The sequence below is a fragment of the Streptococcus sanguinis genome (genome assembly GCF_003943735.1).
Lineage (GTDB): Bacteria > Bacillota > Bacilli > Lactobacillales > Streptococcaceae > Streptococcus > Streptococcus sanguinis_E.
Genome location: NZ_RJMV01000006.1, coordinates 41,278 through 58,984, shown reverse-complemented (window position 1 = coordinate 58,984; position 17,707 = coordinate 41,278). Strand labels below are relative to the sequence as shown.

Here is a 17,707-nt window from a genome sequence, read left to right as displayed (position 1 = left end):
TGGGAGAAATTCGCTTTTTTCTAGGATTTATGGTAAAATGGCGGAATAAGAGGTCTATGATGAGAAAATTTCGTTTTGCCCCAATTCACTTGGCGATGGCGGGTCTAATTTCCTTTATAATCTTAGCCATCTGTCTGAGGCTTTTTGGTGATAGTTTGGCCATGCTAGCTGCTCTCATGCTTGTGCTGGCTCTTTTGATTGTGCTTTTTATCCAGCAACAGAGAGTATCCGAGCTAGATGAGATTGAGCAGATTCATTATGTCAATCATCAAGCAGAAGGAAGCCTCGCTTCCTTGCTGGATAAGATGCCAGTTGGTGTCATTAAAATCAGTGAAGATAATGGTGATGTAGAGTGGTTTAATCCCTATGCGGAACTGATTTTTACAACCGAAGATGGTGATTTTGATGCTGATATGCTCAAGAATATCATGAAGGCTGCTTATTCAGACTCTGGTCATTATGCTACGGTTGGAGACAAGAAATATTCGGTTTACTTGGACCGTGCATCCAGTGTGTTTTATTTTTTTGATGCATCCAATGAATACGAAGCCACTGTTGGTCTGGTAACAACGCGCCCGGTAATCGGGATTATCTCGGTGGATAATTATGATGATTTGGAAGATGTTGTTTCAGACACGGATATCAGTCATATCAATAGCTTTGTGGCCAACTTCGTAGCAGAATTTTCTGAGCAGTTTCATATGTTTTACCGTCGGGTTGGCATGGATCGGTTCTATCTTTTTACCGATTACACAGTCCTGGAACAGCTAATGGAAAATAAATTTTCTATCATTGATCAATTCCGAACGGAAGCTAAAAATCGAGAGCTGTCACTGACACTCAGTATGGGCTTTTCTTATGGTGATGGCAATCATGATGAAATCGGTAGGGTTGCCCTGCTTAACCTCAACTTAGCTGAAGTTCGGGGCGGGGATCAAGCTGTCGTCAAAGAAAATAATGACAATATGAACCCAATCTTCTTTGGTGGAGGAACGGCGTCAGCTGTTAAGCGGACGCGCACCCGTACTCGGGCTATGATGACTGCGATCTCCGATAAGATTAAAAGTGTGGATCAGGTCTTTGTAGTCGGACATAAAAATCTGGATATGGATGCCTTGGGTTCTTCTCTTGGTATGCAGCTTTTTGCTAGTAATATCATCGAGAAAGCTTATGTGGTCTATGATCCGTCTCAGATGGCTTCTGATATTGAGCGCTCCATTGCAAAGCTCCAGCAGGAAGGGGCTGACTATCTGGTGCCGCTTTCTGAAGCAGTAAATATGGTGACCAATCGTTCGCTCTTGATTATGGTTGACCACTCCAAGATATCTCTGACGCTGTCTAAGGATTTCTTTGATCAATTCAGTCAGATTATCGTAGTCGACCACCATCGCCGTGATGAAGATTTTCCGGAAAATGCTGTGATTGCCTATATCGAAAGTGGGGCTAGCAGTGCCAGTGAGTTGGTAACGGAGCTGATTCAGTTCCAGAATTCTAAAAAGAATCGTCTCAGTAAGATGCAAGCCAGCATTCTCATGGCGGGGATTATGCTTGACACCAAAGGATTTTCATCTCGAGTCACCAGTCGGACCTTTGATGTGGCCAGCTATCTGCGGACTCGAGGCAGTGACAGTGTTGTGATTCAGGATATTTCCGCTACGAATTTTGAGGAATATCGTGCGATTAATGAGCTGATTTTAAACGGCAAGAAGATTTTGCCTAATGTCATTGTAGCAGCTGGTCCAGAAGAGAACACTTATGATACAGTTGTCATCAGTAAGGCAGCTGATACCATGCTCTCTATGTCAGGAATTGAAGCAACTTTTGTCGTGAGCAAGAATACCAAAGGTTATGTGTCTATTTCGGCTCGCAGTCGTAGCAAGATCAATGTTCAGCGAATTATGGAAAAGCTGGGCGGTGGCGGCCATTTCAATCTGGCGGCAGCTCAAATTGAAGGTAAAACAGTTTCTGAGGTCCTTCAGTCGCTGAATCAAGAAATTATGGACCAAGTCATTAAAGAGGAAGTAATAATAGACGAGGAGAAAAAAGGATGAAAGTAATTTTTTTAGCAGATGTAAAAGGCAAGGGCAAAAAAGGCGAAATCAAGGAAATGCCGACTGGCTATGCTCAAAATTTTCTGATTAAGAAAAATTTAGCCAAGGAAGCAACAGCGCAGGCTATCGGTGAGCTGCGCGGTAAGCAAAAGTCTGAAGAAAAAGCCCACGCTGAACTAGTGGCAGAAGCTCAGGCTATTAAAGCTAAGTTAGCAGAAGAAGCTACTCTTGTTGAATTTACTGAAAAAGTTGGTCCGGACGGCCGCACCTTTGGCTCTATTACCAGCAAGAAAATAGCAGAAGAGCTGCAGAAGCAGTTTGGCATTAAAATTGACAAGCGCCATATTAAGGTGGACTCACCGATTCGCTCCATTGGTCTGATCGATGTTCCAGTGAAAATTTATCAGGATATAACTGGGGTGATTCGTTTGCGGGTTAAAGAAGGATAATAGTGATTTGAAGGAAGGATTTACCGATGGCAGAGATTGATGAACTCCGAGCTCAGCCTCAGGATATTTTAGCGGAGCAGTCCGTTTTAGGAGCCATTTTCATTGATGAGAGCAAACTGGTCTTTGTTCGTGAGTATATCGAGCCTGCTGACTTCTTTAAGTATGCCAATCGCTTGATTTTCAAGGCTATGATTGACTTGGCTGACCGCGGCGATGCCATTGATGCAACGACTGTTCGCAATATTTTAGACAGTCAGGGTGACTTGCAGAATATCGGCGGTCTCAGCTACTTGGTGGAAGTGGTCAATTCTGTGCCAACCTCTGCCAATGCTGAATACTATGCTAAAATCGTTGCAGAAAAGGCTATTCTAAGGCGGCTGATTTCGCGTCTGACAGAGTCTATCAATCAAGCCTACGATGGTGACCGTCTGTCAGAGGAAATTATTGCCGGAGCTGAAAAAGCTCTGATTGATGTCAGTGAAACAGCTAACCGCAGCGGTTTTAAAAATATCCGTGATGTGCTGAATCTTAACTTTGGCAATCTGGAGGCTCGGTCTCTGCAGACATCAGATATCACTGGGATTGCGACTGGCTACCGTGAGCTGGACAAGATGACGACTGGTCTGCATGAGGAAGAATTAATCATTTTGGCGGCCCGGCCAGCGGTCGGAAAGACAGCCTTTGCCCTCAATATCGCTCAGAATATCGGAACCAAGCTGGATAAGACTGTAGCCATTTTCTCTCTGGAAATGGGGGCGGAGAGCTTGGTGGACCGGATGCTGGCTTCAGAAGGGGTGATTAATTCTCATTCCATTCGTACGGGGCAACTGACAGATGAAGAGTGGCAAAAATATACCATTGCGACAGCTAATCTGGCTAACGCTAGTATCTATATCGATGATACACCAGGGATTCGGATTACAGAGATTCGCTCGCGGGCTCGAAAACTGGCCCAGGAAACGGGGAATCTAGGGCTGGTTTTGATTGACTATTTGCAGCTGATTACGGGAACTGGGCGTGAAAACCGCCAGCAAGAGGTTTCGGAAATTTCCCGGCAGTTGAAAATCTTGGCTAAGGAGCTCAAGGTGCCGGTCATTGCGCTGAGTCAGCTCTCGCGTGGCGTAGAGCAGCGGCAGGATAAGCGACCAGTGCTGTCTGATATTCGGGAATCAGGTTCCATTGAGCAGGATGCGGATATCGTTGCTTTCCTTTACCGGGATGATTATTATGATCGGGCTGGTGAGGAGGAAGAAGGCATTCCCAACAACAAGGTTGAAGTCATTATTGAGAAAAACCGGAGTGGGGCGCGTGGTACAGTAGAGTTAATTTTCCAGAAAGAGTATAATAAATTCTCAAGTATTTCCAAAAGAGAGGATGAATAAAGATGAGTGATGCATTTACAGATGTGGCAAAAATGAAAAAAATCAAAGAAGATATCAAGGCGCATGAAGGACAAATCGTTGAGATGACGCTGGAAAACGGTCGTAAGCGCCAAAAAAGCAAGCAAGGCCGTCTGATTGAAGTCTATCCGTCTTTGTTTATCGTGGAATATTCCAATGAAGGCGGTCAGCCAGGGGAAATCTCCAATACCTATGTGGAGTCTTATACTTATTCTGACATTTTGACAGAAAAGAACCTCATCCGTTATTTTGATGAATAGAAAGGTCCAGTGGGCCTTTTTACTTATATTTGAAGCAATTCCTCAGTCAAATCGACGTATATAGAGGATGATAAGCAAAGAAAACAGGTGGTCATCATGATTAAAAATTTGGTTTTTGATTTGGGCAATGTTCTGATTGAATGGAATTCTAAGAAAATCCTGACATATTTTGAACCTGAGAAAGAGCGGCGGCAGGTTCTTAGACAGGCCATTTTTGAGTCAGGTGTCTGGCATCAGACGGACAAGGGAGAGCTGAGTTTGAAAGAAGCTTGTGAGGGAGTCCAGACTCAGTTAGATGCTTCCTATCATTCTGCCGTTAAGAATATCTTTTATCATTGGTATGAGGTTGTGCATGTTTACAGTGGTTTACAGGAAAGGATTCGGCTATGGTCTGATCAAGGTTATTGAATCTATATCTTGTCAACCACTTGTGAGATTTTTTATCATATTGAAAAAGCTGGTTTGTTGCCCATTTACCCACTGCTGTCGGGCTATATCCTTTCCTCAGAGGTTGGGGTCGTCAAGCCAGAAGCAGAGATTTACCAAAAGCTGTTGAAAAAATATAATCTGAATCCAGTGGAATCCGTCTTCATTGATGATATTCAGGCTAACTTAGATACGGCAGCTGAATTGGGTTTTGAAACCATCTTATCCACAAGCGAGACAGAGAATATCAGTGCTATGGAGGATTTGCTGGCTGTGAAAGGGAATTTGACTGAGCCATGATTATTTGCTTCACTTATCGTTGAAAAGTAGTGAGTCTGAGCTCCAACCTTGACATTTGCTGATGATTGCGCTATCATAGTCCTATATATGGGAGTCTGTGTACAGTCTGAGAGGAAGTGTAAGCTTCGACCGCACCTGATCTGGGTAATGCCAGCGTAGGAATCATACCGAAAATAGTGGTATTTGTGCGCCTTTTCCATATATGGAAAAGGCCTTTTCTTTTATCATCTTTATCGATGGTAATATCTTGAAGAATTGCAGCACCAAAATGCAGGAAGGGAGGAAAATAGTTCTAATGAAAGCACTACAAAGGCTGATGCGACAGCAAATCGGTCTCTTAGGTATGCTGGGTGTACTTGTCATCTGGCAGGTCATGGGCTGGCTCAAGCTCTTGCCCAAGTTTATCCTGCCGACACCTCTGGAAATCGGTCAGGCCTTTATCAGAGATGCTGGCTTTCTAGCAAGTCATAGCTGGGCGACCTTAAGAGTAGCCTTACTGGGTTTAGTCTTGGGTGTCATCTTGGCCTGTATACTAGCTATACTCATGGACAGCATGAGCTGGCTCAATGATCTGATTTATCCCATGATGGTCGTGGTGCAGACGATTCCGACCATTGCTTTGGCGCCAATCCTGGTTCTTTGGCTGGGTTATGGGATTTTGCCCAAGATTGTGCTGATTATTCTGACGACGACCTTTCCAATTATCGTCAGTATTCTGGATGGTTTTCGGCATTGTGATCGGGATACTCTAACTCTCTTTGAGCTAATGCAGGCCAATCGCTGGCAGATTCTCTGGCATTTTAAGATTCCAGCTAGTCTGCCCTATTTCTATGCGGGCTTGCGCGTCAGTGTTTCCTATGCCTTTATCACGACTGTGGTTTCCGAATGGCTGGGCGGTTTCGAAGGCTTGGGTGTCTATATGATCCAGTCTAAGAAACTTTTCCAGTACGACACCATGTTTGCCATTATTATATTGGTTTCGGTCATCAGTCTTCTGGGGATGAAGCTGGTGGCTGTCAGTGAAAAATATGTCATCAAGTGGAAATAGGAGCTCATCTCTGCTATTTCCCAAAGAAAGAAAAGAGGATAATGATGAAAAAAAGTTATAAAGTGTTGCTGGCAGGCTTGGCTGCCGTGTCAATCATCGGCCTAGCGGCCTGCGGTCAGTCGAAATCTACGTCTGAAAGCAAGGATAAAAAGATTGATTTTATCCTAGACTGGTCACCTAACACCAACCATACCGGCCTCTATGTAGCTCAGGAAAAGGGCTACTTCAAGGAAGCAGGCGTGGATGTGGATATCAAGTTGCCGCCGGAAGATAGCAGTTCGGATCTGATTATCAATGGCAAGGCACCTTTTGGTATTTATTTCCAAGATTCTATGGCTAAAAAACTGGATAAGGGCGCAGAAATCACAGCTGTCGCGGCTATTGTAGAGCATAATACTTCGGGCATTATTTCCAAGAAGTCTGCAGGGATTACAAGTCCTAAGGATCTGGCTGGGAAGAAATATGGTACCTGGAATGATCCAGTGGAGCTAGGCATGCTCAAAACTTTGGTTGAAAGCCAAGGCGGCCAGTTTGATGAGGTAGAAAAGGTTCCCAACAACGATTCCAACTCCATTACGCCGATTGAAAATGGCTTGTTTGATGCTGCGTGGATTTATCATGGCTGGGACGGTATCATGGCTCAAACTCAGGGCATGGACACTAATTTCTTTTACATGAAGGACTATGTCAAGGAGTTTGACTATTATTCTCCAGTCATCATTGCCAATAATGACTATCTGAAGAAGAATCCGGACGAGGCGAAAAAGGTCTTGCAGGCCATCAAAAAGGGCTATCAATATGCCATGGAGCACCCTGAAGAAGCAGCGGATATTTTAATCAAGCATGCGCCAGAGCTGAAAAATAAGCGTAACTTTGTCTTGGCTTCTCAAAAATATTTGTCCGAGCAATATGCATCGGATAAGGACAAGTGGGGTCAGTTTGAGGCTAGCCGCTGGAATGCCTTTTATAAATGGGCCAAGGATAAGGGTATCGTGGACAATGATTTGAGTGACAAGGGATTTAGCAACGATTATATAAAATAATGACAGAAATTAAACTTGAAAATGTAAGCTATGCTTATGATGAGCAGCAGATTTTGAAAGATATCAGCCTACAAGTAGAAGCAGGCCAGGTCGTAGCGATTTTGGGATCAAGCGGAGTCGGGAAAACGACCCTCTTTAACCTCATTGCTGGGATTTTGGAGGTCCAGTCGGGCAGGATTATCCTAGATGGCCAGGAAAATCCCAAGGGCCGGGTGAGTTATATGCTGCAGAAAGACTTGCTGCTGGAGCACAAGACGGTGCTGGGCAATGTCATCTTGCCCCTGCTAATCCGAAAGGTATCCAAAAAGGAAGCAACGGAGCAGGCAACCCAGATTTTGAAGGAGTTCGGGCTCTTTGATGTGGCAGAAAAGTATCCACATGAGCTGAGCGGGGGGATGCGGCAGCGCGTGGCACTGCTACGGACCTATATGTTCGGCCACAAGCTATTTCTTCTAGACGAGGCCTTTAGTGCTTTGGATGAGCTGACCAAGATGGAGCTGCACGCTTGGTATCTGGATATTCACCGTAGGCTAGGTCTGACGACTCTTCTCATTACTCATAGCATCGAGGAAGCTCTGGCTCTCAGTGACCGTATTTATATTCTGAAAAATCGGCCTGGGCAAATTGTTGCAGATCTCCAACTGACTTGGTCAGACAGCGAGGATAAGGAACTGCAGAAGCTGCGATATAAGCAGGAGATTTTAAAGATTTTGGGAGTGTGAAGTAACTGCCTGAATTCCTTTGCTTTCAAGAAACAACTTCAATCAAGCCTTTTGGCTTGATTTTTTGTCTGAGGCCCTTTACTTTTGACTTTATTAATGGTACAATAGCCTTTGTGTGAAATAGCAGCAGGAAAGCATGGAGCTCGTCAACAGAACATCAGCTATAAAAGTAGCCTTAGCTGTTTGGGCGAAAATGTTCTGCACGAATCAGGGCTTTCTAAGTGACTATTTCCTCAAAAATATTTTATAGGAGGACATTTTTATGTCACGTTATACAGGACCATCTTGGAAACAAGCTCGTCGTTTGGGTCTTTCTCTTACTGGTACAGGTAAAGAATTGGCTCGCCGTAACTATGTACCTGGTCAACATGGACCAAACAACCGTAGCAAATTGTCAGAATACGGTTTGCAATTGGCTGAAAAGCAAAAACTTCGTTTCACTTACGGTGTAGGTGAAAAACAATTCCGTAACTTGTTTGTTCAAGCTTCAAAAATCAAAGAAGGAATCCTTGGTTTCAACTTCATGCTTCTCTTGGAGCGTCGCTTGGATAACGTTGTTTACCGTCTTGGTCTTGCGACTACTCGTCGTCAAGCTCGTCAATTCGTAAACCACGGTCACATCCTTGTTGACGGCAAACGTGTTGATATCCCATCATACCGCGTAACTCCAGGTCAAGTAATCTCAGTTCGTGAGAAATCATTGAAAGTGCCTGCAATCCTTGAAGCTGTTGAAGCAACTCTTGGACGTCCAGCATTCGTATCATTCGATGCTGAAAAATTAGAAGGTTCATTGACTCGCCTTCCAGAGCGCGACGAAATCAACCCAGAAATCAACGAAGCACTTATCGTTGAATTCTACAACAAAATGCTTTAATTTGTATTTGTTCAGAAGCCGGGAAACCGGCTTCTTTTTTATACTCTCAATGAACTAATAAAGCTGATTCTAACTAAGAATAGGTCGAAAAGAGGCAGCTGTTTTTCAGAAATTGGTTGATTTCTTTCTGCTCCTATCCAATCAGGTGTGACATTTTGTAAAGATTTTTTCCAGCTTTTTTACGGAAGATTTACTGAAATGGTGTATAATGGGGACAAGACAGAAACAGAAAATTGTATGAAAGGAGTAGCGATGAAGGTTCTAGTGACAGGAGCGACTGGCTTTCTAGGAAAGTATGTTGTTGAAGAGCTGGCTGAACAAGGCTATCAGGTGCGGGCTTTTGGTCGTAATCTGAAGGCTGGTCGGCAGTTAGAAGGTCCTTTAGTAGAGTTTTTTGCTGGAGATTTTACCAGAGAAGAAGAAATTTTTGCAGCCTGTGAAGGAGTGGATGCAGTGGTGCATGCTGGGGCTCTCTCAACGATTTGGGGACCCTGGGAGCAGTTTTATCAGACTAATGTGGTAGGAACCAAACTGGTTATGGAAGCCTGCCGGCATTTTGGAATGCAAAGACTGGTCTATATTTCCTCCCCAAGTGTTTATGCTGCTGCGCGTGATCAACTTGCTATCAAAGAAGAGGCTGCTCCTCAGGAAAATGAGCTGAATTTCTATATAAAAAGCAAGCTCATGTCTGAGCGGATTGTCCGAAGCTATCCTCAAGTTCCATCGGTTATCTTGCGCCCAAGAGGGCTTTTTGGTATTGGGGATACCAGTATCTTTCCTAGGATTCTGCGCTTAAGCCAAAAACTGGCGATTCCACTCATCAGAAATGGCCAGCAAATGATGGACATGACCTGTGTGGAAAATGTGGCCTTTGCTGTTCGACTGGCTTTGGAAATGCCAGAAGCGCAAGGACAAGTTTACAACATTACCAACGGAGAATCCCGTAGTTTCAAGGATATGCTGGATGAAGCTTTAGATGGTTTACAGGTTCGTAAACGTTATATTAAATTACCTGCTGTTTTTCTAGGATTGCTGGCACAGGGATTTGAAAGCTTTTATCGCTTCTTTCATATTGAAAAAGAGCCACCTCTGACTCTTTACACTTATTACTTAATGCGTTACAGTCAAACGCTGGATATATCAGCAGCAGTAAGGGATTTGGGCTATCAACCCAAGTTGACAATCAGTGAAGGGATTGCAAAATATGTCCAACATTATCGAGAACATTGAGTATCTTCAGCCTGGGCGCTGCAGTAGTCACTTGCAGCAGATGTTTAAGGGAGTTGGCAAGAAAAAAATGATTTTTCCAGCTGGTGTTTTCCTCTTGAAGCATCGTGAGAAAGGCTATATTCTCTACGACACTGGCTATTCTCCAGCTATTCTGAAGCCCAATTTCAAATACTGGCTTTATGGTCTGGGAACGCCTGTTGATATGTCAGAAGAGGAGCGTGTAGATCGTCTTCTTGAGCAAAAAGGAATTGCGCCAGAAGATATTTCTTATGTCATCTTGTCGCACTTGCATCCAGATCACATCGGCGGAGCCGCTTTCTTTCCCAAGGCTCGCTTCATTCTGACCAAGACCGTCTTCAAAACTTATCAACATGCCAAGCTTAAGGATTTGATTTTCAAGGAATTTCTTCCGCAGGATTTTGAGAGTCGGTTGGAAGTTGTGGAACCTCAGCAGGTGCAAGAAGCATTCCTCTATCGCAAGACAGTCGACTTGTTTGGGGATGGCAGTATATATCTGGCCTCAGTTGATGGCCATGCCGCTGGTCAAGCTTGTCTCTTTTTGCCAGATTATCATCTGTTTATCGGAGCTGATTTGTGCTGGGGCGTGGATCTTTTGCCGTATACGGAGCAGATGCGTTTCTTGCCGTCACTGATCCAGGATAGCAAGGAAGAATACATGGCCGGTGTGGCCTTGCTTCGGCAGTTGCTTGCTGTCGGCTATCAGGTGCTAGTCAGTCATGATCCGGCTGAGAGAGCGGAGCAGATTTTGTATGAAACTAGGAACATTTCTAAAAACCTTTAGCGTCATGCGCTGGGGGCATCGATTTAAGGATCGACAGGCCTTGGAACGCTATCAAGCCAAGGCTTTAGCAGCTTATCGGGAATTTCTGCAGCAGGAATCGCCTTATTTTAAATCAGGCATTCCAGCAGATTTTAAGATGAATAAGGCCTTTATGATGGAGCATTTCAATGAGCTCAATACTCAGGGACTGGATCGAGATAAGTTGCTAGCCTTGGCACTGGAGAGCGAGCGGACACGTGATTTCAGTCCCATGATAGGAGAAATCGCTGTCGGCCTGTCTTCAGGAACATCTGGTCATCGAGGTTTATTTGTTACCACTGAAAAGGAGCGCAGTATGTGGACGGCAGCCATCTTGGCCAAGATGCTGCCTAAAGGCAAACTTTTTGGACATAAAATAGCCTTCTTTCTTCGGGCAGATAACCAACTCTATCAGACTGTCAATTCAGGCTTGATTTCTCTGGAGTATTTTGATACTTTTCAGGGAGCCGAAGAGCATGTAGAGCGCTTGAATGCTTACCAGCCAACAATTTTGGTGGCGCCAGCGTCAATGCTCTTGGAGTTGGCTAAACAAGTCCAGGCAGGGAATTTGCAGATTGCCCCTAGCAAAGTCGTATCAGTGGCAGAAATTTTGGAAGAGCCAGATCAGCAGAGTATTCAAGAAGGATTTGGTCTAAAAAAGGTGGATCAGGTTTACCAAGCGACCGAGGGCTTTTTAGCCTGCAGCTGTGCCTACGGTGATCTTCATCTAAATGAAGACATTGTCCATGTAGATAAGCACTACTTGGATGATAGGCGCTTTTACCCAATTATTACGGATTTCAAGCGGACTTCTCAGCCAATTTTTCAATATGAGTTGAATGATATCTTGGTGGAAAATCCTGAACCTTGCCCCTGCGGGTCGGTCTTTACACGGATTGATAGGATTGAGGGGCGCTCAGATGATATTTTCATTTTTGAAAATGCTGCAGGTCAGTCGGTGGAGGTCTTTCCAGACTTTATCCGCCGCTGTCTGCTCTTAGTTGATGGGATTGGAGAATATCAGGTAGCTCAGAAGCAGGACCATTCGCTGACCATTGCTATCGAACATCGTAGTCAGCAGCGAGAAGACGAGCTTGTCCAGCAGTTTCAGAACTTGGCGACTGATAAAGACTTTCTTATACCGGCTATTTCTTTTGAAAATTATCAGCGGGACAGAAGCCGTAAGTTGAAACGTATCTATCGGGCTTAAGAATGCTCCAAGTAGAAAAACATATGAATCAGAGGCTGAAGCGCTTTGGCAGTTTACCCAACTGTCAAGCAGTCTCAAGTCTGACAAGAAGGAGTTTAATATGACTGCAGTAAAGAATCATATAAAGATAGTTGGTTACGGTACGCATCTACCTAGAAATACCGTGACTTTTAAGGATCAGACTCGATATCGAGTGGTGGAAAATGAAGAAACCCAGCTTTCCATGGCAGTTAAGGCAATTGAAAAAGCCCTAGAGCAAGCGGGCTTGACAATCAAAGACATCGATTGTATCGTGTCAGCCAGTGCGGTGGGCGTCCAGCCTATTCCTTGTACTGCTGCCCTGATTCATGAGTTGGTAGCCAAGGGCTTGTCCATTCCAGCCATGGATATCAATACGACTTGCACCAGCTTTATCTCGGCTTTGAGTCTCATGTCTCATTTGTTGGAGGCTGGTGAGTATCATAGAATCCTCATCGTGTCTAGTGAGGTTGGAAGCCTAGGCCTCAATCCTAATCAGAAGGAAAGTTTTGAGTTGTTCAGTGACGGGGCAGCAGCTTTGATTTTTGAAGCAACAGAGGAAGAAAGAGGGGTCATCTCCAGCCTGCAGCGAACCTGGTCCGAGGGAGCTCACGATACAGAGATTCGTGGTGGTTTGACATCATTTCAGCCTAAGGAGTATTCGGATGCTACCAAGACTCACTACATGTTTGACATGAATGGTAAGAAGATTCTCTTGCTCTCTGCCAGAAAAATTCCAGAAATGTTTAAAGAATTTAAAGAAAAGAGTGGCCTCAGCCTGTCTGACTTGGATTATATCATTCCACATCAGGCTAGTCGTGCCCTGCCAATGGTCATGCGCAGCTTGGGTATTCCTGATGATAAATACCTTAATATTGTGCAAGACTATGGGAATATGGTGTCAGTGGCAGTGCCTTTTTCTCTCTGCTATGCTCTGGAGCGCAATCTAGTCAAGGAAGGGGACACCATCGCTCTGATGGGAACAGCAGCTGGTATGACAGTTAATATGCTGGCTATGAAACTATAATATAAGAAAAATAGGGTGTACAGAACCAAAAGAGGTTTTGTACACCCTGTTTAATTTTTCAAAATATGAAAAGAGCTGGAACCCATTGGGTTCCAGCAACTTCTTACAGCATTTTCAAAAGAAATTCTGCTATTTGTTCAGGACTTTCTTTCTTTCCTCTAGCAATCCACATTTGGCAGACACCAAAGAAGGCATTGGCGAGAAAGACTCTGCTGTATTCTTTTTCAAAATTATTGTAAACACGTCTACTAAAACGGTCCTGCAGACTATCCGCCAGCATCACCTGCAGCTTATGGCGCAGGAAATTTTGGATCTCTTTCGTGCCGTTTTCTGTCAAAAGAGCAGCCAAGAGTGGCTCTAGCTGGAGGAACTGAAAGACCTCTGTAATCGCAGTTTGAACATCTTCTTGATTATTCTCAAAAATATATCCCAACTGATGAAAGAGGTTTTGCTGATAACGTTCAATCATATCGTACTTGTCCTTGTAGTGAGTATAAAAACTACTACGGCTGATGCCAGCAGCTTGAGCTAGCTGGACAGTAGTGATATGGTCGAAGGACTGCTTATGCAGTAGTGAAACCATGGCTCTTTCAATAATAGCCTTGGTTTTTCGGCGTTTATTGCTTTCTAACATAAAATCTCCCTTTGAGGCTAAGCCTCAGTCTGCTCTTCAAGCGAATAGCCATCATAGCAAACTACTTTTTCTTTTTCTCCGTGTACTATTATATCAAATGTTTTTCCAGTGGAAAAGAGTTAAATTCCGGAATTAAGCATAGATAGTCAAAATTTTATCTGATTAGGCTTAGTCGACTGGTAAAATAATAAAGCCGAGGCTTAAAGTAAAGTCTCGGCTTTTGTTATGAACATTATTTGAAGTAGAGGTAATCAGGGTCAGGAGTTACGTAAAGTAGCTCGCCTTCCTGTGAGAAGATAATAGAAATTTGTTCATTTTTATAAGAGTAAATTGTGTAGGTATTTTGTAATCTTGATGCTTGAGCAATGTCAACTACACCCGCTAAGAAAGCACGCGCTTGTTCGGTACTTATTTTTTGCTCCTGAACCAGTCTTTTAAGATTTTCTAATTCTTTGTTTTGGAAGGCTTCATATTCAGAAGCGAGATCGGTGCTTATTTTTTCTGGTTCGCCGAGAATACTTTTAACTTTTTCTTGGGTATATCCTTTAAATTCAGGAATTTGAGCTTCAAAACCGCCAGATTCATAGGATTGGTAATAAACCTTGGCATCGCCAGTCGCATAAATCTTATCTTTCTAATATAATGCTGATTTTCTGTGTACCTACCTATGGGAAAAAACTTTTTATTTACAGATTGTTCAGAGATTAAAGACAGTAGGGCGAACTTATTCCGCTTCCCTACAATCTTTTTAAACAAAATTAGACACGGTGTCCAATTTTTAAAGAATAAACTTGTAATAATCTTCGATTGGTGTATAATCAATTTTATTGAAATTTGGACACTGTGTATAATTTTAGGAGGTAGATATGTTAAGAGAATGGAAAGCTATTTTAAAAAAGCCGGCTTTTATCATTGTGATGTTAGGAGTCTCTATGATTCCAGCCTTGTATAACGTTATTTTCTTAAGCTCCATGTGGGATCCATATGGAAAGGTTTCAGACTTGCCAGTGGCGGTCGTCAATCAGGATAAAGCTGTAACTGCTAGTGGTAAGACCTTGTCTATAGGCGAGGATGTTGTTTCCAGCCTCAAGGAAAATAAAAATCTGGATTTTCACTTCGTCAGTAAAGAAGATGCTCAAAATGGTCTGGAAAAGGGTGATTACTACATGGTTGTGACGCTTCCAAGTGATTTATCTGAACGTGCAGCCAGTATTTTGACTGATAATCCTCAGCAAATGAAGATTGACTATCAAACGTCTAGCGGCCACAGTTTTATTGCTGGTAAGATGAGTGATTCAGCCATGGCTTCTTTGAAGCAGACGGTGGCGCAAAATGTGACGGATACTTATACAAGCGCCATATTTAAGAATATGGGAGATCTAAAAACTGGCTTGGTTAAGGCATCTGATGGTGCTCAGCAATTAGCATCTGGCAGCCAACAACTAGGCTCAGGCAGTCAGACAATTGCAAATAATTTAAGAACTTTGAATCAAGCTACGAGCAAATTATCATCCGGTGCAGCTCAATTTAACACAGGACTACAGACTTATACTGGGAGTGTTGCACAAGTATCGTCTGGACTGGGTAGTTTGTCAAATGGGATAAACACTTATGCTAATGGTGTAAGTACCGTGGCCGCAGGTGCAAATCAGCTGTCGGGTCGATCAGCAGACTTATTGGGTGGAGTCCAACAGCTTACTCAGTCAGGAGATGGAGTTCAGGCCTTATCAACAGGTGTAACGAATCTGAATACGGGCTTGGCTACATTAAAGTCATCGGTAGATACCACCTTAGCTAACAACCAGCAAAATGTGAGTGATTTAGCAAATGGTTTGACACAGTTGAATGCTAGTATTCAAGCTGCAGCAAGTGACTCAGCTGTTTCGACAGACAGCATTGAGGCTTCACTGACTAGCATAGCAGCATCCGCTCAAGCCATTATCAATAATAATCAAGATGCCAAGGCCGCAGCTTTGGCAAGTGTTCAAGCTACGAGCGCTTATCAAGGGCTTTCTAGTGAGGCTAAGGCTGAGATTGATGCAGCAGTTGGTGCTAGTCAAGCGGGAAGTGATCAATCTGCTCAGACGATTTTATCAGAAATCGATACGATGAGGGCTTCTCTTGAAACGATAAAAGGCGCTAGTCAAACAAAACTTAGTCAGTTAGAAGGTGCATCAAATCAAGTTCTGCCACAGGCAGCTAACATGATTAATGGCCTTTATAATGGCTTATCAACGGTGAGTACTGGCCTCGGTTCAGCAAGCGGAGGAGCCAATCAACTAGTCGCAGGTGTAGACACCCTAAATGAGAAACTAACGACTGGCGCGACACAATTGGAACAAGGGGTGACAAGTTATACCAATGCAGTCGGTCAGCTATCTGAGGGGACATCAGCTTTGGCAAGTAAGAATCCTGATTTGCTAGCAAATACAACAAAATTAGCAAACGGGGCAGCCCAATTAACAGACAAATCTCCAGAATTGACCTCTAGTTTCGGGAAATTAGCAGATGGAACCAATCAATTAGCGAGCGGTACAGAAAAGCTGGCTGATGGCAGCAGTGCTTTAACAGATAATCTCTCTAAACTTACTGTGGGAACGAGCGATTTGTCCAATGGCCTCTCAGATGCAGGCGATAAATTGTCGACTGTTTCTACTAAGGAAGACAATGCAAAAACTCTGGCAGATCCTCTGACACTGAGCAAGACAGATGAGAATAAGGTAGAAAAAAACGGCATTGGGATGGCGCCTTATATGATTTCAGTAGCTTTATTTGTGGCAGCTATTTCAACTAATATCATCTTTAGCACACTTCCATCAGGTCAAGAACCTAAGACGAGACGAGACTGGCTGAAGGCCCGTATAGAGGTAAATGGAGTCATTTCTGTCGTGGCTGGTGTTTTGGTCTATGGTGCTGTGCACTTGATAGGTCTATCTGCTAACCATGAGTGGGCAACTCTTGGTTTGATTGTCCTAGCCAGCATGACCTTTATGGCTCTTGTGACGGCTTTGGTTACTTGGGATAGCAAGCTCGGCGCCTTTGCTTCTCTGATTCTTTTGCTTTTACAGCTGGCTTCTAGTGCAGGAACTTATCCATTGGAGCTGACTAGTAAGATTTTCCAAGTTATCAACCCTTGGCTGCCAATGAGCTATTCTGTATCGGGCTTACGCCAAACGATTTCTATGAACGGCCAAATTGGTAGTCAAGTGCTCTTCCTTGCTTTTGTTTTAGTTCTTTTCATGGCACTTGGCACTCTGGTCTATCGAACAGATAAAAAACAGCTAGCTTAGGGTTCGTACTTTTATGAATGTGTAAAAATGTAGATGAAAAGTCTATCTGTAATTCGTTTATTTTTTCTCTCATCAACATCTCCTGAAAAGGGAGATGTTTTGTTTTCTTTATCTTTCTTTTAAGTTTTCATCTTTAAAATTGCATTACATTCAAGAAAGATAGAGAGGTGAGAAGCCCATGGCAGAAAAATTTTTTAAACATCATTTTCAGCGCTTTGAAACCAAATACATCATTTCCAAGGAAACTTTGCTGGATCTATTGCTAGAGTTTGAAGGCTATCTGGTGGAGGATGAGCGAGCTTATTCGACTATTAACAATCTCTACTACGATACGCCGTTTTATCAGCTCATTCGTGAGTCCTTGGAAAATCCTTGCTTTGACGAGAAGGTGCGCTTGCGGACTTATCAAGAGCATCCGACCGAAGATAGTCAAGTCTTTTTGGAAATCAAGAAAAAGACAGAAGGTCTGGTCACCAAACGCCGGCTTGCAGCAGATTTGCTGACAGCGGAAGCCTATCTGGATGGTGATTATAGTCAGCTAACTGACCTTCAGATAGATAAGGAAATGGTCTGGTTGACCCAGCATTTTGGCAACATTCAGCCCATGATGTATATCGGCTACAATCGTTATTCGATGAAGGGGATTGAGGATGAGCGGATTCGGATTACCTTTGATCACGACCTGACCTACCGTCCTTATGATCTGAGTCTCTTAGCCGGTCGCCATGGAGATCATCTCCTGCCAGCCAATCATGTCATTATGGAAGTTAAGATTCCAGAAACCTGCCCGCTATGGCTGAGCGAGATCATGGATCGCTACCAACTGTCTCCAAGCTCTTTCTCCAAATATGGCTTTGCCTATAAAAGGGCAAACTGTATCAGCAGTAAATAAGATAGATAGGAAA

The 17,707-nt window shown here is 43.6% G+C and carries 16 protein-coding genes and 1 pseudogene; 15 read left to right on the top strand and 2 right to left on the bottom strand.

The annotated features are described in order from the left end of the window. The first annotated feature begins 59 nt into the window (after positions 1-59). From D8877_RS07885 to D8877_RS07825, 13 genes and pseudogenes are all read left to right on the top strand, one after another. Entirely contained in the window at positions 60-2,051 is a 1,992-nt protein-coding gene (locus D8877_RS07885) for a DHH family phosphoesterase (protein WP_486985099.1), read from the top strand. Continuing rightward, entirely contained in the window at positions 2,048-2,500 is a 453-nt protein-coding gene (rplI, locus tag D8877_RS07880) for a 50S ribosomal protein L9 (RefSeq protein WP_002894242.1), read from the top strand. The genes D8877_RS07885 and rplI overlap by 4 nt, the downstream gene beginning before the upstream one ends. A 26-nt stretch (positions 2,501-2,526) precedes the next feature. Next, positions 2,527-3,882, top strand: coding sequence for a replicative DNA helicase (gene dnaB, locus D8877_RS07875; RefSeq protein ID WP_002894241.1), 1,356 nt, complete (start codon positions 2,527-2,529; stop codon positions 3,880-3,882). Positions 3,883-3,884: 2 nt separating this feature from the next. Continuing rightward, on the top strand, positions 3,885-4,160 hold the full coding sequence (locus D8877_RS07870) for a Veg family protein (protein ID WP_002894239.1): 276 nt from the start codon (positions 3,885-3,887) through the stop codon (positions 4,158-4,160). 96 nt (positions 4,161-4,256) lie between these two features. Next, positions 4,257-4,886: pseudogene (locus tag D8877_RS07865) on the top strand (HAD family hydrolase). Between the two features lie 268 nt (positions 4,887-5,154). Continuing rightward, the gene (locus tag D8877_RS07860; protein WP_169449403.1) at positions 5,155-5,934 is read left to right on the top strand and encodes an ABC transporter permease; all 780 of its coding nucleotides are present in this window, start codon (positions 5,155-5,157) and stop codon (positions 5,932-5,934) included. Between the two features lie 44 nt (positions 5,935-5,978). After that, positions 5,979-6,977 (top strand): ABC transporter substrate-binding protein, encoded by a 999-nt coding sequence (locus D8877_RS07855; RefSeq protein WP_032909456.1) that lies wholly within the window; start codon positions 5,979-5,981, stop codon positions 6,975-6,977. Further along, positions 6,977-7,699, top strand: a complete 723-nt coding sequence (locus D8877_RS07850; RefSeq protein ID WP_002899560.1) for an ABC transporter ATP-binding protein — start codon at positions 6,977-6,979, stop codon at positions 7,697-7,699. The genes D8877_RS07855 and D8877_RS07850 overlap by 1 nt, the downstream gene beginning before the upstream one ends. Positions 7,700-7,961: 262 nt before the next feature. Next, a complete protein-coding gene (rpsD, locus tag D8877_RS07845; RefSeq protein WP_002899562.1) occupies positions 7,962-8,573 on the top strand; it encodes a 30S ribosomal protein S4 in 612 nt (203 codons plus the stop codon). A 198-nt stretch (positions 8,574-8,771) separates the two neighbouring features. Then, entirely contained in the window at positions 8,772-9,803 is a 1,032-nt protein-coding gene (locus D8877_RS07840; protein ID WP_125352979.1) for an NAD-dependent epimerase/dehydratase family protein, read from the top strand. Beyond that, a complete protein-coding gene (locus D8877_RS07835) occupies positions 9,778-10,605 on the top strand; it encodes an MBL fold metallo-hydrolase (RefSeq protein WP_185760200.1) in 828 nt (275 codons plus the stop codon). The genes D8877_RS07840 and D8877_RS07835 overlap by 26 nt, the downstream gene beginning before the upstream one ends. After that, positions 10,574-11,833 carry a F390 synthetase-related protein gene (locus tag D8877_RS07830; RefSeq protein WP_185760199.1) on the top strand — a complete coding sequence of 420 codons (1,260 nt, stop codon included), beginning with the start codon at positions 10,574-10,576 and terminating at the stop codon, positions 11,831-11,833. Before D8877_RS07835 ends, D8877_RS07830 begins: the two co-directional genes overlap by 32 nt. Beyond that, complete coding sequence (locus tag D8877_RS07825) at positions 11,823-12,878, top strand: 3-oxoacyl-[acyl-carrier-protein] synthase III C-terminal domain-containing protein (RefSeq protein WP_125352973.1); 1,056 nt, start codon at positions 11,823-11,825, stop codon at positions 12,876-12,878. Before D8877_RS07830 ends, D8877_RS07825 begins: the two co-directional genes overlap by 11 nt. Positions 12,879-12,981: 103 nt before the next feature. On the opposite strand, the gene D8877_RS07820 is transcribed toward D8877_RS07825, so the two are convergent. Together D8877_RS07820 and D8877_RS07815 are read right to left on the bottom strand one after the other, a co-directional pair. After that, the gene (locus tag D8877_RS07820; protein ID WP_048773828.1) at positions 12,982-13,512 is read right to left on the bottom strand and encodes a TetR/AcrR family transcriptional regulator; all 531 of its coding nucleotides are present in this window, start codon (positions 13,510-13,512) and stop codon (positions 12,982-12,984) included. Between the two features lie 232 nt (positions 13,513-13,744). Beyond that, positions 13,745-14,137: a DUF4947 domain-containing protein gene (locus D8877_RS07815; protein WP_081102933.1), complete on the bottom strand. Its 393-nt coding sequence runs from the start codon at positions 14,135-14,137 to the stop codon at positions 13,745-13,747. Positions 14,138-14,378: 241 nt separating this feature from the next. Between D8877_RS07815 and D8877_RS07805 the strand changes: the two genes are divergently transcribed. Then, entirely contained in the window at positions 14,379-16,802 is a 2,424-nt protein-coding gene (locus D8877_RS07805; RefSeq protein ID WP_002910965.1) for a YhgE/Pip domain-containing protein, read from the top strand. A 178-nt stretch (positions 16,803-16,980) separates the two neighbouring features. Then, on the top strand, positions 16,981-17,694 hold the full coding sequence (locus tag D8877_RS07800) for a polyphosphate polymerase domain-containing protein (RefSeq protein WP_125352971.1): 714 nt from the start codon (positions 16,981-16,983) through the stop codon (positions 17,692-17,694). Positions 17,695-17,707: the final 13 nt, after the last annotated feature.

What these genes read in the sequence shown, in the direction of transcription:
- D8877_RS07885 (WP_486985099.1), top strand. Translation starts at nt 60, where the DNA reads ATGAGAAAATTTCGTTTTGCCCCAATTCACTTGGCGATGGCGGGTCTA.
- rplI (WP_002894242.1), top strand. Translation starts at nt 2,048, where the DNA reads ATGAAAGTAATTTTTTTAGCAGATGTAAAAGGCAAGGGCAAAAAAGGC.
- dnaB (WP_002894241.1), top strand. Translation starts at nt 2,527, where the DNA reads ATGGCAGAGATTGATGAACTCCGAGCTCAGCCTCAGGATATTTTAGCG.
- D8877_RS07870 (WP_002894239.1), top strand. Translation starts at nt 3,885, where the DNA reads ATGAGTGATGCATTTACAGATGTGGCAAAAATGAAAAAAATCAAAGAA.
- D8877_RS07860 (WP_169449403.1), top strand. Translation starts at nt 5,155, where the DNA reads ATGCAGGAAGGGAGGAAAATAGTTCTAATGAAAGCACTACAAAGGCTG.
- D8877_RS07855 (WP_032909456.1), top strand. Translation starts at nt 5,979, where the DNA reads ATGAAAAAAAGTTATAAAGTGTTGCTGGCAGGCTTGGCTGCCGTGTCA.
- D8877_RS07850 (WP_002899560.1), top strand. Translation starts at nt 6,977, where the DNA reads ATGACAGAAATTAAACTTGAAAATGTAAGCTATGCTTATGATGAGCAG.
- rpsD (WP_002899562.1), top strand. Translation starts at nt 7,962, where the DNA reads ATGTCACGTTATACAGGACCATCTTGGAAACAAGCTCGTCGTTTGGGT.
- D8877_RS07840 (WP_125352979.1), top strand. Translation starts at nt 8,772, where the DNA reads ATGGTGTATAATGGGGACAAGACAGAAACAGAAAATTGTATGAAAGGA.
- D8877_RS07835 (WP_185760200.1), top strand. Translation starts at nt 9,778, where the DNA reads ATGTCCAACATTATCGAGAACATTGAGTATCTTCAGCCTGGGCGCTGC.
- D8877_RS07830 (WP_185760199.1), top strand. Translation starts at nt 10,574, where the DNA reads ATGAAACTAGGAACATTTCTAAAAACCTTTAGCGTCATGCGCTGGGGG.
- D8877_RS07820 (WP_048773828.1), bottom strand. Translation starts at nt 13,512, where the DNA reads ATGTTAGAAAGCAATAAACGCCGAAAAACCAAGGCTATTATTGAAAGA.
- D8877_RS07805 (WP_002910965.1), top strand. Translation starts at nt 14,379, where the DNA reads ATGTTAAGAGAATGGAAAGCTATTTTAAAAAAGCCGGCTTTTATCATT.
- D8877_RS07800 (WP_125352971.1), top strand. Translation starts at nt 16,981, where the DNA reads ATGGCAGAAAAATTTTTTAAACATCATTTTCAGCGCTTTGAAACCAAA.